Raw genomic sequence first — 14,971 nt, 5'->3', positions numbered from 1 at the left:
TCCTTTACATCAGGAGCATAGATGGGTCGCATATCGTGTAATTCAGGATTCAAAGGTGTTGTCTACATTCTTCACGTTCTCCATGATCCACCTCTTCATCAGAGGTCGTCCAGAGGAATACCCGTCCCGATTTAAATGGTTCAGGTCCGGGAGACCGGCGGAGGTGAACTACGCGATCACCCCACTCAATTTCGGCGGGCAAAGCCGGATCAGGGACGCACATGGCGATCCCGGTTCATGCGTGAACAACTGCCTGTCCGCAGACGCAATTGATCCCATAAAAAGGTGGAGCGGACACACGGATGGAACCGATGGAACACGCCCTGATTCATCAGGGACGGTCACTCCGCGACCGGTACCAGCTTTCCTTTCAGTTTCTCCTCGAGGTCGAGTTTCACCATCTCCACGACGTTGTTTGCCATTCCCTTGACCTTCATTATTACCATCGGGTCATTTCGGAGGAAATCCGGATCGGTTATCGTGTTGAACTGGGCACCGTGCGTCCGGTACGAGATCCCGAACGGTGCGAGCAGGTATCCCATCTGCTGGAAGTACAGGTAGATGTCCATCGCCGCCTTTGTCGCACCGTCCTCGTGCCCCGAGACCGTGATCCCGACAATCTTACCCTCCGTCAACCCGGGCCTTTTTAGCAGGTACAGGTTCTGGATGCAGTTTAAACGGTCGAGAAAATCCTTGAGCCGTGCCGACATATTGTTCCAGTTGATCGGGGATCCCACGATGACTGCTTTTGACGCGATGACCATCTCGTGAAATGCCGGCATGTCATCGTGCTGGTTCCGGCAGGGGTACCGGCAGGCGTTGTCCCGCATGCTGTAGCAGCACCAGCAGTGGTCTACCCGGAATTCATTCAGGTTATATCGGCGGTACTTCACTCCCCGCTCTTTCAAGACCTCCTCGACCAGGTCCATCATGTACCCGGTATTGTTGGAGCGGTGATTGCTGCCGTTGATGAGGAGGATATCGAACTTTTCCCTGTCGTAGGTAAGTTTTTTCGGCTCCGACAGGACCGTGAACTCCCTGTCTGTCGAGGCGCATTCCGGACATTCGTCCGGGGGAGAGTCACCCCCGGCTATGAAACCGCATACATTGCATCTCCAGGCTTTTCCCGGTTCATCGCTGCTCTTGTTCGTTTCCCCGGATGCAATAATAGACATGCATGAACCCCTCCTGTTCCTGGACCGGGCATCCCGGGCAGAGACACCCGGCTTCCTTTTTTATGCAGGTGCTCTTACTGGGGACTGCCATGCAAAACGAGATCTCCTCCCTGCAATCGATATAGGTGGGACACTGTCTGCACATACAGAGTTTGACCGCTTCGCTCCTCTCCATACTTCATTCTCCTTCGTTCAGCATGGGATTGAATGGTCAAACTACATATAAAGGTGAGTCCCGCTCACGGCTGCACGCAGGGGGAACAGGTGCACCGGGAAAGGGGGATTTTATACAAAGGATATTCCGGAGCGTCCGATGTTTTTCTTCTTTGTTTCGGTAAGCACCAACAAAACAAACCGTTACATGAGATGTTCCAGAACAATTTTGATCCCGATTCCAATGAGGATAATCCCCCCCAGGATCTCCATTTTGTTCCCGAGAATCTTCTCGAGCCGGGTCCCCATCATGACCCCTGCGATGGCGAAGATTGCCGAAATTAATCCGATTATCAGGCTCGGAATGGCTATTTGGATATCGAGGAACGCAAATCCGAGACCAATCGCGAGTGCATCGATACTGGTCGCCACCGCGAGGAGAAGAACCGACGTTATTCCAGGGAAAGACGCGGCATCAGATTCCGTGGCGTGTTCCTCCTTCAGCCCTTCATAGACCATCTTCACCCCGATTACGGAGAGGATGATGAACGCGATCCAGTGATCGTAGGGTGCAATGATGCCGATGAAGAGGGATCCGGCAGCCCAGCCGAGAATGGTCATCCCTGCCTGGAACAACCCGAAAATCAGCGCGAACATGAGGGCAAGGCGGACCTTGTCGATCCCCGGTTTCGCTCCCCGGGCGAGCGCGACCGCAAAACAATCCATCGCGAGGCCGATCCCGATGATGACGATGGTAAGAATATCCATGTATCCTAAAGGAATGGAGAATTTTCGGAAATAAAGAGATCGTATCCGGTTATATCCGCATGGAAAAAATTCTCCGGGAATTACCCCCCGGAATGGAACAGGAGATCCCGGCGCGAAGGCGGTCGAACGATAATCGCCAGGTTGTATCAAAACGTCGGACGGCGGCTCTACGATTCTCGCGGTGAAGGAGAAATTGTAGGGCCGGAAACGGAAGCCTATTTCTCTCCCATCAGCCGGGTAATCAGGGAATAAAGGTCAGCAAAGGGGAACGGTTTCGGGATAACCCCGGAAAACCCGAACTTCTCGTAATCGGCCATGACCGGGTCGGTGAAGTACCCGCTTGAGACGATCGCCCTGATCCCGGGGTCCAGTTCACGCAGGACCTGGATGGTCTCTTTTCCGCCCATTCCCCCCGGTACCGTGAGGTCCATGATCACCACGTCAAACGGACGACCCTCGTTCATCGCTCGTTTGTAGTGGTCGATCGCCTCTTTGCCGTCTTCGGCGGTGACCACCTCAAAGCCCTTTGTCTGCAGCATCTCTGAGAGCAGGATAAGGATCGCTTCTTCATCGTCCATCACCAGGATCCTGCCGGAAGGCAGGGAGTGCGGCTGCCCGGCCGATAATTCGGGATGCCCTTTCGTATCGGGGAGGGCGGCATCTTCGCTCATTGCCGGGAGGTAGACTGAAAACGTCGTCCCCTTTCCCTCTGCAGAAGAGACGAAAATATGCCCTCCGTGCTTCCTGACGATGGAGAACGAGGTGGCGAGCCCGAGCCCTCCGCCCTTCGGTTTGGTAGTGAAGAACGGTTCGAAGATCCACCCGAGCACGGCGGGAGGGATCCCCTTCCCGTGGTCGCTGACCGCCACCTTCACGTAGGGGCCGGGGAGGAGTGGCGGCCGCTCTTCCGCTTCCAGCAGTGCGTTCCGGACCTCAACCCCCACCGTCCCCCCGTCAGGCATGGCCTGGATTGCGTTGAGCACCAGGTTGGTGACCACCTGGCTGATCTGGTCGGTATCTGCAGAGACCGCCGCCACATTGTCCCCGGCAGTGAAATCGCATTTCACCTTCGAGCCCCGGCACACGAATTCCGCGGTCTCCCTCACCACTCCGGTGATGTCCGCGAGCTTCTTTATGGGGGCCCCGCCGCGGGAGAACGTGAGCAGTTGGGACGTCAGCGACCTGGCCCGGAGCACCTCTCCGCGGAGCCTGGCGATCTGGGGGCGGAGAGGAGAGTCCGGCTCCAGCCGATCCTCCATGATCTCGATGTTTCCAAGGATGGTGAACAGGAGGTTGTTGAAGTCGTGGGCGATCCCCCCGGCAAGGAGGCCGATGGATTCCATTCTCTCTACCTTCTGTAATTCCTGTTGTGCCGCCATCAGTGACTCGGTCCGTTCCCGGACGAGGTCCTCGAGGTGGTCCCGGTAATTCCGGATCTCGACGAGCGCGTCCTCTTCGGCGGTTACGTCCCTCCCTACGAACTGGTATTCCCGGAATACCCCCTCATCATCGAAGATTCCCCTGATGGTCCATGCCACCCATGTCCTCGCCCCGGAAAGGGTGAACTCGTTCTTCCCCGATGCCATCGGTTTACCGGGGGAGAGGCCGCCGATGACGGTATGGAATTCTTCTCGGGAAAATATGTCCGGCGGGAGGTCGTAGATGGACGAGAACTTCCCCGCCGGGGAGAGCCCTGAGAAAGCCCGGGAAAACGCGGGGTTCGTGAAGGTCACGGCCCCGTCCGTGGTGAACCTGCAGATGTATTCGGTCTGGTCCTCGACAATGCTCCTGTACCGTTCATGGATGGCGGAGATCGTGTCCAACATCCCGTTTATCTCTCCGGAGAGGTGGGAGAGCTCGTCATCTCCCGGCAGGGCGGGGACCCTGGCGGCACCACCTTTCTCCTTGACCTCCCGCACCCCGGAGAGGAGGGTATTCAGCCGGCGGAGCACCGTATGGTCGACGACCAGGATCCCGAGCAGGCCGAAGAACAGCCCTGAGAAGAGGAGGATCACCATGAACGACCATATCGTGGAGAGTCCGCTCTGGTAGATGACCCTCGGCTCGGTGATTGCCAGGATATAGGAGGTTTCACCGGGGACCAGGCCTTCCAGGGGCATGTAGGCGGATATCGAGGTGGAATTTCCGGGAACCACCTGGGGGGAGGGGTCTGTGGCCAGCCTGTCGCCGACCGCGGCAAGCGCACCGCTGCCTGCCATATCCCAGGGGGCGTAGAGGGCGACCTGAACTCCCGTGGATTCGGAGAGGTAGCCCATGAAGTCCTGGTCGAATGAGCGGATCATCACCAGGGTGCCCTCCGCGGGTCCTTCACCGTTGCTCTGGAGGATGGGGCGGGCGGCCAGGATGACCGTCCGGTTGCCAAAAGAGTAGAGCCCTGAAACTGCGGCAGTATCGTCCGCGGGGGAGAACGAGAACAACGAGGCGTCACGGTCGAGGCCTTCGACCAGGCCTGCAGGGACGTCCTCCAGGCCACCCGTCGACGGGTTGTACTCCCGGGCATAGACCAGGTCCCCGGCGGGGTCGTAGATAAGCACCATATCCAGGTCCAGGGTCTGGTAGGTCGCGGGCATGAGGTTGCTCTCGGCATAGCCGGGGTTCGAACCGAGCGAGAAATAATAGGTATCGTCCCACATCGACCAGTCAGCGAGGCTGGAATCCAGGTCCGAGCGCTCGTGGTCGACGGCGAACACGACCCGGTGCAGATCGTCCTGCACCTCCCCCGACTCGATGGAAGAAAAGCTCCGCTCCCATGTGGTCGCTGAATAGACGACGAAAGAGGCGATTACCAGCAGGAGATATATCCCGATAATGACCAGGGTCTTGGTCCGGAGGTCCATACCAACCTTATGTACATGTTCGCAGGAACAGGAATTTATACTTGTGATCGAGCTATTTTCTCCCCGAATTATCCTTTTTTTCGGGATCTCAACTCTGTCCGGCCCTGTAACCGGATGTTTCCCTACGGGAGCGGCCCGATGACCCTATGAACGCGAAATCTCTTGACCAGGCTGTTCCGGGTCCCGGGTCTTTTCGCCCGTATCCTCTTTTCTTGAGCCCGTCGCACCTGCAACGAGAGGAAATGCCTCCGCCCTTATCGTAATCTTTTTAATTGTTATTTGCTAACATATAGCAAGTCAAGGTATAGCACAGAGGGAGAAAAGGCATGCTTGAAGTACAGGGAGTGACGAAGAAGTTCGGCGGGCTCGTGGCGGTCAATCACGTGGACCTGTCGGTGGAGGAAGGGGAGATCCTGGGCCTGGTCGGGCCGAACGGTGCGGGGAAGACCACCCTGCTCAACCTGATCTCCGGGATCTACCGGCCGGACACGGGCTCCATCTCCTACCGGGGGGAGGAGATCTCCCGGCTCTCCCTGAACCGTATCTGCAAGAAAGGGATCGCAAAGACCTTCCAGCACGCCAACTCGTTCCCCGGCCTCACCGCCCGGGAAGGGGTTATGATCAGCGCCCTCTTCGGCAACGGGAGGAAGATCTCCATGGCCCGGGCCCGGGAGGAAGCGGAGGAGTACCTCGCCCAGGTGGGCTTCCCGGGAGACAAGATCGACCAGACCGTCTCCGGGCTGAACGTGATCGAGCTCCGGAGAGCCCAGCTGGCCCGGGCGCTCGCGTCACACCCGAAAGTCCTGCTCCTGGACGAACTGCTCACTGGGTTGAATCCCTCTGAAATGGGCGAGGCCATCGCCCTCATAAGGAGCCTTCGGGACCAGGGGATCACCATCGTGATGATCGAGCACGTCATGAAGGTGATCCTCGGGGTGTCTGACCGGATCGTGGTCCTGAACAACGGGACAAAGATCGCCGACGGAGTCCCCGAAGAGGTCCTCTCCGACCCGGTGGTCATCGACTCCTACCTCGGGGAACATTTCGCCGCGTAGGAGCCTTTTTATTCCCTCAAAGAGGAGCTGTTCTTCATGCTCGAGGTCCGGGACTTAAACGTCTGGTACGATAACCTGCAGGTGCTGTGGGACGTCTCCCTGCACATCGAACAGGGAGAGATCGTCACCCTGCTCGGGGCGAACGGAGCGGGAAAATCCACCCTGGTGCAGTCCATCTTCGGCCTGACCAGGAACGTGAAAGGCAGCATCCTTTTCGAGGGAAAGGAGATCGCCGGGCTCCACCCCTACGAGGTGGTGAAGCGGGGCATCGCCCTCGTCCCCGAGCGGCGCGAGCTCTTCCCCAAGATGACCGTGCTCGAGAACCTCGAACTCGGGACGTTTGCCCGGGAGAAGCATGGCGAATCGAACTACGAGGAGATCTTCAGCCTTTTCCCCGTGCTCGATGACCGCAGGCACCAGCTCGCCGGGACCCTCTCCGGGGGGGAGCAGCAGATGCTCGCCATCGGGAGGGCCCTGATGGCGAAACCGAAGATGCTCGTGCTCGACGAGCCCTCGCTCGGCCTCTCCCCGCTCTTCGTGGGAAACGTGCTCAACACGGTAAAGACCCTCAACACCACCCGGGGCCTCACCATCCTCCTTGTGGAGCAGAACGTGCAGCACGCGCTCGAGCTCTCCAACCGGGGCTACATCATGGAGAACGGGCGTATCACGGCCGAGGGCGGGGGCCATGCCCTCCTCCAGGACGACCAGGTCCGGGCCGCATACCTGGGAGTCTAAAGGAGACCCGGGATTAGAAATTCCGCGGTGAGATCTCCAGGACCGGGAGGAGGATCCGGGATGTATCCTCACGGGGCCTTCTTTTGACCCGGTATAAAGCACCTTTTTAAGAATCCTCGTTCAAGACCGGAAACCCTTGTAATTGCCGGAGTGAGGACGTTCCCGGACGCCATAAAAGAATATTCCCCCTGTTGTATGCGGTAATCCGGAAATATCCGCCGTTTGACCAGCCTGGTGCATTGATCCCCCCCGATCGAAGAAGCCCGGGCTCAAGTGGATGGGTACCCGGCACACGGGAAATGGTGTGGAATTGTGACTATCAGGCCTGCCGGGGGTGATGCATCCACTGCCTGAGCCGGGCCCCGTTCACGATGAGGGTGATACCGAGCAGCAGGGCGATCGCCCCGACGAGCATCATGATCACTGCCACGGTATGGTCGGGAAGGACGAGGATGAAGACCCCGAGCAGGAACGAGAGCACCCCGATGACCAGCCATTTATAGAACCCGTCCGGAACTGCCGCCCTCCCGTGGGCAACCCTCCGGAGTGCCATGTAGGCACTTCCAAAGCCCCAGAGGGTCACGATCCCCAGGATGACCGTGCTCCATACCACGATCGGGAGATAAAACGATACTATCCCGATGAGTACCACGAGGACCCCCAGGACCAGGTAGTAGGTGGAGATCAGAGCCGGCGGCCGGAATGTTGCTCCCCGGGTCACCAGCATGACCCCGAGGACGATGATCAGGAGGGGGACCGCGAGACGGATCAGGTCCCTGTAGAACGAGAGCGGGTTGGTGATGATGTAGGCCCCGAAGAGGAGGAGGGCCACCCCGATCAGCACCTGTAACTGCCAGGACCGCTTCTGCTCCTCGAGGATGCTCTCGGTGTCCCTGATCTTCCCTTTCCGGGTGTCCGTGGCAAGCGCCACCACGGTGCCCCCGATCATCAGGAGCAGGGGGGCGTCGTCCACCAGGTGCAGCAGAGGGTGCTCCTTGGGATCGTACCGGTCGAGATGGACCCGCCATTCGTCGGCGGTCTCGTGGACGTGGTACTGCCCCTTCCGGAAACTCGCGAGGGTGCCCGGAGACGGGACATTGACCGAGGACTTTCCCCAGCCGGGGTCGAGGGGTTCGGTCACCGATTCCTTCGGCACCACCACCTCCCATACCCCCTGGTGAAGGGGGGCCAGGAAATCATCGAGTCTTGCCATGATGCACCACGAATTCTCTGCTGTTTCAGGGAGAATTGACCGCACAACTACATGAACCCGCCGTATTCGCAGGAGACCCGGGACCTTTGCGAACGCTCCTTCCCGGCGGAGACCCGTGACGTCCGCAGGCGATTCCTGGCCGGTTCTATCCGATTATTGGGGGGACGCGGGACCCGGAATTTAGTCGGCAGCAGACCAGGTGGAGAGGGATCTCCTCCTCGGGGGGGCAGGGTTCCGTGGTGCACCAGAACCCAGCTCCCCGATGGTAACGTTCCGTCCGTCTTACGTGACCGGGGTCGTAGTACACCCCAATTCACCGAACCAGTTATATCGGGTCATGCTGCATACTCAATTCATACGGAGGGCTTTTCCTGACCGTTCCCCGCGAGATGCAGAACATGAAGGATCCCGGCTACGAGATGTTCATCGCCGGGGTTTCCATACTTTCCGTGTTCAACCTGATCTACGAGTTGCTTCCCGGCACGGACATCGCGACCGTGTACGTGGTCCTCACCATCAATATCTTTCTTACCGCCGCCTTCGTCGGCGACTTCCTCTACCGGTTCTTTACCACCCCGTCGCGGTCCTACTATATGGTCCATGACTGGGGATGGGCGGATCTCCTGGCGATCGCCCCGTTCTTCCGGATCCTGCGGTTGATAAGGGTGGCAAAGGCGTACCGTTTCATTTCCCGTTACGGGACGGGCAACATACGACGGGAGCTCTCAGACCGGCGTGCAGAATCTGCCGTGTACCTGCTGGTATTCGTGGTGATCCTGATCATCGAGTTCGGATCGATCGGTGTGCTCTACGCCGAACGTCCCGATCCCTCCGCAAATATCGTCAGCGCGAGCGATGCCATGTGGTGGGCCTACGTGACCATCACCACGGTGGGCTACGGGGACCTTTACCCGATCACCAACGAGGGGAGGATAGTGGGGATCCTGGTGATGACCACGGGGGTCGGGGTGTTCGCCACCTTCGCGGGGTACATCGGCCATAAGCTCCTCTCCCCGACGAAGGTAAAGGAAAAAAAGGAGGACGAAGTCTCCGGCACGCAGGAGCCGCCCGGACTGGATCGGTTCGTGAAAGAGAGCGAAGCCAGGGAGAAGGAGATACTCGCCCGGCTGGAACGGCTCGAACGGGCGCTCAACGAGCGTTCCGATCCCCATGACCCGGCGACAAAGCCCTGACTGCCCCGGGCTCCCTCCTCTCACCCGCGAGGGCTCGTTTTACGCGATCCCTCCAGGAGTGATACCCGCGGTGGAGTCCCGTATCGCAGGACCCGCCGCAATATCCCGCAGGGCAGGTCTCCCCCTGCAGGTATCTGAAAGCCGCCCCTTTGCACTACCTAACATTTTATACGAATTGGAGGCTATAGCACCTGTTACACGTTTTTCCACCTCGATCAGGGTGGGACAGGGGGATTTCGAGCATCCATGCGGCAGACCGGCATTCCAGTGGTGGGCAAGGTCCGGTGGGGGACTCATTTCTGCCAGTTCTACGAAACGGACCGGGATCTCCTCGACACCCTGGTACCGTATTTCAGGGAGGGGCTCCTCTCGAACGAGTTCTGCCTGTGGGTGACTTCCGCACCCCTCAAGGTCGCACAGGCAAAAAAGGCGCTCCGGGCGGTGGTACCCGACCTGGACGCACGGATAAAGAAAGGTCAGATCGAGATCCTCGACTCTACCGGGTGGTACACAAAGACCGGCACATTCGATGCCGGGGACGTGCTCAAAGATTGGTCCGACAAGCTCGCAGAAGCCAGGAGGAATGGGTTCGAAGGACTCCGGCTCACCGGGAATACGTTCTGGCTCGAACCCGGGGACTGGGACGACTTCACCCGGTACGAGGAGATGGTGAACGAAGTTATCGGGTCCCAGAGGATGATCGCCCTTTGCACATATTCGCTCGTAAAATGCGGTGCAAAAGAGATCATAGACGTCATCGAGAACCACGAGTTCGCCCTGATCAAACGGGACGGCGAATGGCAGATCCTCGAGAACACCACTAGGAAGAAGATCGATGCGGCGGTCCACGATTCCGAACTGCGGTACAGGACGCTGTTCCAGTCGATGAACGAGGGCGTTGCCCTGCACCAGATCATCTCCGATGCCGAAGGGAATCCGATCGATTACAAGATCACCGAAGTGAACCTCGCATTCGAGCGGCACACCGGGATCCCTGCGGAGAGAGCCGTGGAAGCGCTCGCGAGCGAACTCTACGGGGTGAGCCCGCCCCCGTTCCTCGACGAGTATGCCCGGGTGGCTGCGACCGGGACCCCGGTGTCGTTCACCCGGTTCTTCCCTCCGTTGAACCGCCAGTTCGCCATCTCCTGCACCTCGGCCCGCCAGGGATGGTTTTCCACGGTTTTTTCGGATATTACAGAGCAGGAGCAGGTGAAGGACGATCTGGCCAGAAAGAACATAGACCTTCAGAGGGTACACGAAGAGCAGCGGGTCATCGAGGAGGAACTCCGGCATACCAACGACGAACTCCTCCAACACGAGAGTATGCTCCGGGAGACCGGCCAGTACCTGGACAACCTGATCACCTATGCGAACGCTCCCATCATCGTCTGGGACCCGGAGTTCCGGATCACCCGGTTCAACCACGCGTTCGAGCGCCTGACCGGGAGGACGGCGGCATCTGTCCTCGGCCGGTCCCTCGAGATTCTCTTCCCGGTATCGTCCCGGACCGCCTCTATGAACCTTATCCGGAGGACCAAGATGGGTGAACGGTGGGAGGCAGTGGAGATTCCCATCCTGCATGTCAGCGGGGAGGTCAGGACCGTGCTTTGGAACTCGGCGACCCTGTACAAATCGGACGGGCAGACCGTCCTCTCTACCATCGCACAGGGCCAGGACATCACGGAGCGGAAACGAGCGGAACGGGCGCTCTCCCAGACGAATGCGGAACTCATAACCCTGAATGAAGACCTCGCGGAAAAGGAGGAGGTACTCAGGCAGAACCTGAAGGATCTCGGGAAGAGCGAGCGGGGACTCCGGGAGACCAGCCTGTACCTGGACAACCTGATCACCTACGCAAACGCCCCCATTATCGTCTGGGACCCGGAGTTCCGAATCACGCGGTTCAACCACGCGTTCGAGCGCCTGACCGGGAGGCATGCACCCTCGGTTATTGGCAAATCCCTCGACATCCTCTTCCCGGAAAGCTCACGGAGTGCCTCCATGGACCTGATCCAGCGGACGCAGGCCGGCGAACGGTGGGAGGCAGTGGAGATTCCCATCCTGCACGTTAGCGGGGAGGTCAGGACCGTGCTTTGGAACTCGGCGACCCTGTTCAAGCCGGACAACCAGACCGTCCTCTCCACCATAGCCCAGGGCCAGGACATCACGGAGCGGAAAAAGACGGCCATGGCACTGGCGATCACGAACGAGCGGCTGATCCTGGCCCAGGATTCGGCAGGAGCCGGCATATGGGACTGGGACATTGCTGAGGGGGCGCTCACCTGGTCGCCCGAACTCTACCGGATCTACGGTCTGGACCCTACCCGGACCGCAACCTTCGATCTGTGGCGATCGATCCTCCATCCCGAAGATGCCAGGATCGCAGAAGAGAAGATCGATGATGCAATAAGGGACCATGCACCGCTGTCGAGCGAGTACCGCATTATCGTGCCGGGTGGCGGGCTGCGCTGGATCCAGGCACTCGGAAAGACGATATACGATGAGTCCGGTCGGCCGCTGCGGATGTCGGGCATCTGCATCGACATCACCGAACGGAAAAATTTCGAGGTGGCAATCCGGACCTCCGAGCAGAAGTTCCGGGCTCTTCACGACACCATGGTGCAGGGAGTGGTCTACCAGGACTCTGAGGGGATCTACATCTCGATGAACCCGGCCGCAGAGCGGATCCTCGGGAAAAGTCCCGGAGAACTTCTCGGAAGGACGCCGCTCGACGAGGAGAGCCACACCGTGCATGAGGACGGTTCACGGTTCCCGGAATCGAAACATCCCGCGATGGTCGCCCTTTCCACCGGGAAAGAGGTGCAGAATGTCATAATGGGGGTCTACAACCCCCGCGAGGCCGGGTACCGATGGATCAACGTCCAGTCCGCCATGCCGCTCTTCCATCCCGGTGAGGCGCTCCCTTACCAGGTCTATACACTCTTCGAGGACATCACTGACCGGCGGAAAGCGGAAGAGACCCTGAAAAATTACGCCGAAAGCCTGAAGCGGAGTAACAAGGAACTCGAACAGTTCGCGTATGTCGCGAGCCACGACCTTCGGGAGCCGCTCAGGATGGTCACGGTCTTCTCCCAGCTGCTGGCAAAAAATTACAAGGGGCGACTTGACGAGGACGCCGACGAGTTCATCCACTACATCGTGGAAGGCGGGACCCGCATGGGTGCGCTCATCGACGACCTTCTGGAATTCTCCCGGGTCAGCTCAAAGGCCAAACCCTTCGAGGAGACCGATATGAACGGTGTACTCACCGAGGTCGTCACGAACCTCGCCCTCCAGATCGCGGAGAACGACGCCTCGATCGATATCGCGGAACTCCCCGTGATCTGGGCCGACCGGTGGCAGATGATCCAGGTCTTCCAGAACCTGATCGGGAACAGTCTGAAATACCGGAGCGATCTCCCTCCGAGGGTCAGGGTCTCGGTTGCGGGGGGAGAGCGGGAATGGGTCTTCTCCGTGAGCGACAACGGTATCGGTATCGATCCCGCATTCAACGAGCAGATATTCGAGATATTCAAGCGGCTGCATAACCGGGACAAATATCCCGGGACGGGGATCGGGCTCTCCATCGTGAGGAAGATTGTGGAGCGGCACGGCGGAAAGATATGGGTGGAACCCAAAAGCGAAGCCGGGGCGACGTTCGCATTCACTATCCCAAAAGAACCGGTGACCATTACCGAACCGAGCATTCTCTGATTTTCTGGCCGATTTGGCATCCTGTTGTTCACGGCGTTCCTGATCACCGCCCCTGCCAGGGAGCAGGGTCGTTCGCTGGAAGAAGCGAATTTCGTCCTCGAATTCATCCGGGTGGAGATGTTCGACCGCATGGTTCGACCCGTACGCCCTGGCACACCCCGAACGTGGGGAGGGTCCGGGTCACCGGGTCTCCGGTGTGGGGAATACCACCGGCCCTCGCAAATGTCCGGGAAAGCGGACCGCAGGGGACCCGGGACCGACCTGTGAAATTCCGTTGTATTCGTGCCGGTTAGATAAAACAGGTCTATTAAAAGGATTTACTGGCTAACCCCGATTTGCGGGGGCCATTCCGGATCCCGGTGATGCCAAGGTTTAAGTCATAGAAACGGTATGTGGGAGCTGTAATAGTTTCATGATTTTTCTCGTCACCCGGTGGTGGGTGAAGGGACTATTACAAGAGACTATACGTGACGTGCAGTCGAAGACTGCCGGCCGGAATGAGCGGGAACCGGAAAGAGAAGACAGAAAAGAAAAGGACCAGGCGACCAGAGAAGCGAAGATAAAGAGACAGACGTGATGAAATGCCGGCGCGATGCCACGATCGTGTCGTCATGTATCCTCCCCACGCTGAAAGAAACAGTTGTGGTATCCTCCTATGACTCGTGTCTGAAAGAATAACGAACCGACCCTTTTTTAGTGCGTTCCCCTGATGCACTCCGTAACACTTCCTTTATCACGGATAATCCGTATCCCGGGATAACCGGCGTAATTACGTCCTGGACACCGGATTTTCCCTCATGGGAGACCTCTACCGCTCCGGGCCCCCCCGTACCTTCCGGTCTTGGGGAAACTTACTTTTTCTCTGCCTTCTTGAACCCTTTCTTGCATTTCGGGCAGCAGAGCCGGGTCGCGGTCGACTTCTTCTCCCACGTATATCCGAGAGCCCGGGCAGGTTACCGACTTCATAGTCTCTGGTATGCGATAGACCGACCATGCCGAAAATTTTTTCGGCAGATATCGGGACGGGCGTTGAATGATAAAAAGGGTTTATATCCGGGATAACTAATTCCGGGAAATTACTTCCGTGGCCGTATCCGGTTCCTTATCAGGAGCATTACGCTAATCGCGCCCAGTGCACCCGGAACAATAACCTGGGAACCTCCCGCGCGGGTGGTGGGAGCCGGAGTGGCAGGCAGGGTCTCCGTGGTCGCGCCGGTCGTCGGGGAGGTGCCCGGGGTTATCGGGAATGTGACCAGGGGGGCCAGTTCGGCGTTGACCGTCTCCACCTGGTTCTCTGCCACTGTCGCGGTCCCGGTCCATTCCACGTAGCCGGGGTGACTGATCCGGAGATCGTACATCCCCGCGGCAATGCCGGCGGACGTGAAGGGGGTCTTTCCCAGGGAGACGTCGTTAATTGAGAGGTCCGCTCCCGCGGGGATCGAGGTTACCCTGAGCGTTCCTGTCTCTGTCGCGGGAGTAAAGTTCACCTGCAGCGTCGTGGTCCCGGTCTCCGTCACCAGCACCTTCCCCGAATAGGGAAGGTACCCGGGCACCAGCGACGACACGGTGTGATACCCGGTTACGACCGGAGAGAATACTGCAGGAACGGGCATGGTCTCGTTCCCGTCCAGGGTGACCCGGACCCCCGGGATATCCGATTCAACCCGGAGTACCCCGTACGTGATCCCGGGCACCAGCACCGCATTCACCTCGACGGTCTGGTCCCTGGACGGGTTCCTGGTGATCTGTTGCACCAGGGTTTGGTACCCGTCCTTCTCGACGACCACCGTGTGCACCGGCGGGCCGGTGGTGTAGACCCATACCGTCACCGGGGCGGCTCCCTGGTCCACCCCGTCGAAATAGATGGTCCCCCCGGGGGGGTCACTCGTGATCATGAAATACCCGACCGCCCCGCCGGTCGTCACGCTGATGGCCTGTACCGGCAGGACACAGAGCCCGATAATGAGGAGGAGCCCTGCCGCCAGGATAAGGGGGGTGGTGTGGTTCATAAGCACTGCTCGATAAGAGGCTCTTGGCGCTCATCGGGGATATAGGTAAAGACTGAGGCCACGTCGCCCGGGGCGCGGGATGAACTCCCGGAACT

At 59.0% G+C, this 14,971-nt stretch carries 10 protein-coding genes; 4 read left to right on the top strand and 6 right to left on the bottom strand.

All coding sequences use genetic code 11. The features are described from left to right. Positions 1 to 341: 341 nt before the first annotated feature. The 4 genes from J2741_RS07150 to J2741_RS07135 form a co-directional block, all read right to left on the bottom strand. Complete coding sequence (locus J2741_RS07150) at positions 342 to 1,175, bottom strand: NAD(P)H-dependent oxidoreductase (RefSeq protein ID WP_209674330.1); 834 nt, start codon at positions 1,173 to 1,175, stop codon at positions 342 to 344. Further along, positions 1,132 to 1,350 (bottom strand): DUF2769 domain-containing protein, encoded by a 219-nt coding sequence (locus J2741_RS07145; protein WP_209674328.1) that lies wholly within the window; start codon positions 1,348 to 1,350, stop codon positions 1,132 to 1,134. The genes J2741_RS07150 and J2741_RS07145 overlap by 44 nt, the downstream gene beginning before the upstream one ends. Before the next feature lie 182 nt (positions 1,351 to 1,532). Next, positions 1,533 to 2,096 (bottom strand): manganese efflux pump MntP, encoded by a 564-nt coding sequence (locus tag J2741_RS07140; RefSeq protein ID WP_209674326.1) that lies wholly within the window; start codon positions 2,094 to 2,096, stop codon positions 1,533 to 1,535. 215 nt (positions 2,097 to 2,311) lie between these two features. Then, the gene (locus tag J2741_RS07135; RefSeq protein ID WP_209674323.1) at positions 2,312 to 4,954 is read right to left on the bottom strand and encodes a CHASE4 domain-containing protein; all 2,643 of its coding nucleotides are present in this window, start codon (positions 4,952 to 4,954) and stop codon (positions 2,312 to 2,314) included. Positions 4,955 to 5,280: 326 nt separating this feature from the next. Here J2741_RS07135 and J2741_RS07130 point away from each other — a divergent pair, with 326 nt between their 5' ends. Continuing rightward, positions 5,281 to 6,009: an ABC transporter ATP-binding protein gene (locus J2741_RS07130; RefSeq protein ID WP_209674321.1), complete on the top strand. Its 729-nt coding sequence runs from the start codon at positions 5,281 to 5,283 to the stop codon at positions 6,007 to 6,009. A 36-nt stretch (positions 6,010 to 6,045) separates the two neighbouring features. Further along, entirely contained in the window at positions 6,046 to 6,747 is a 702-nt protein-coding gene (locus J2741_RS07125; RefSeq protein ID WP_209674319.1) for an ABC transporter ATP-binding protein, read from the top strand. Between the two features lie 319 nt (positions 6,748 to 7,066). On the opposite strand, the gene J2741_RS07120 is transcribed toward J2741_RS07125, so the two are convergent. Further along, entirely contained in the window at positions 7,067 to 7,960 is an 894-nt protein-coding gene (locus tag J2741_RS07120) for an HdeD family acid-resistance protein (RefSeq protein ID WP_209674317.1), read from the bottom strand. A gap of 389 nt (positions 7,961 to 8,349) precedes the next feature. Here J2741_RS07120 and J2741_RS07115 point away from each other — a divergent pair, with 389 nt between their 5' ends. Both J2741_RS07115 and J2741_RS07110 read left to right on the top strand, forming a co-directional pair. Beyond that, positions 8,350 to 9,153, top strand: a complete 804-nt coding sequence (locus J2741_RS07115) for an ion transporter (protein WP_209674315.1) — start codon at positions 8,350 to 8,352, stop codon at positions 9,151 to 9,153. Between the two features lie 246 nt (positions 9,154 to 9,399). Next, on the top strand, positions 9,400 to 12,867 hold the full coding sequence (locus tag J2741_RS07110) for a PAS domain S-box protein (protein ID WP_209674313.1): 3,468 nt from the start codon (positions 9,400 to 9,402) through the stop codon (positions 12,865 to 12,867). A gap of 1,076 nt (positions 12,868 to 13,943) precedes the next feature. Here J2741_RS07110 and J2741_RS07105 read toward each other — a convergent pair. Continuing rightward, positions 13,944 to 14,876 carry a PEGA domain-containing protein gene (locus J2741_RS07105; RefSeq protein ID WP_209674311.1) on the bottom strand — a complete coding sequence of 311 codons (933 nt, stop codon included), beginning with the start codon at positions 14,874 to 14,876 and terminating at the stop codon, positions 13,944 to 13,946. Between the last annotated feature and the right edge of the window lie 95 nt (positions 14,877 to 14,971).

Source organism: Methanolinea mesophila (genome assembly GCF_017873855.1).
Classification (GTDB): Archaea; Halobacteriota; Methanomicrobia; order Methanomicrobiales; family Methanospirillaceae; genus Methanolinea_B; species Methanolinea_B mesophila.
This window is presented reverse-complemented; position numbering and strand designations above follow the sequence as displayed.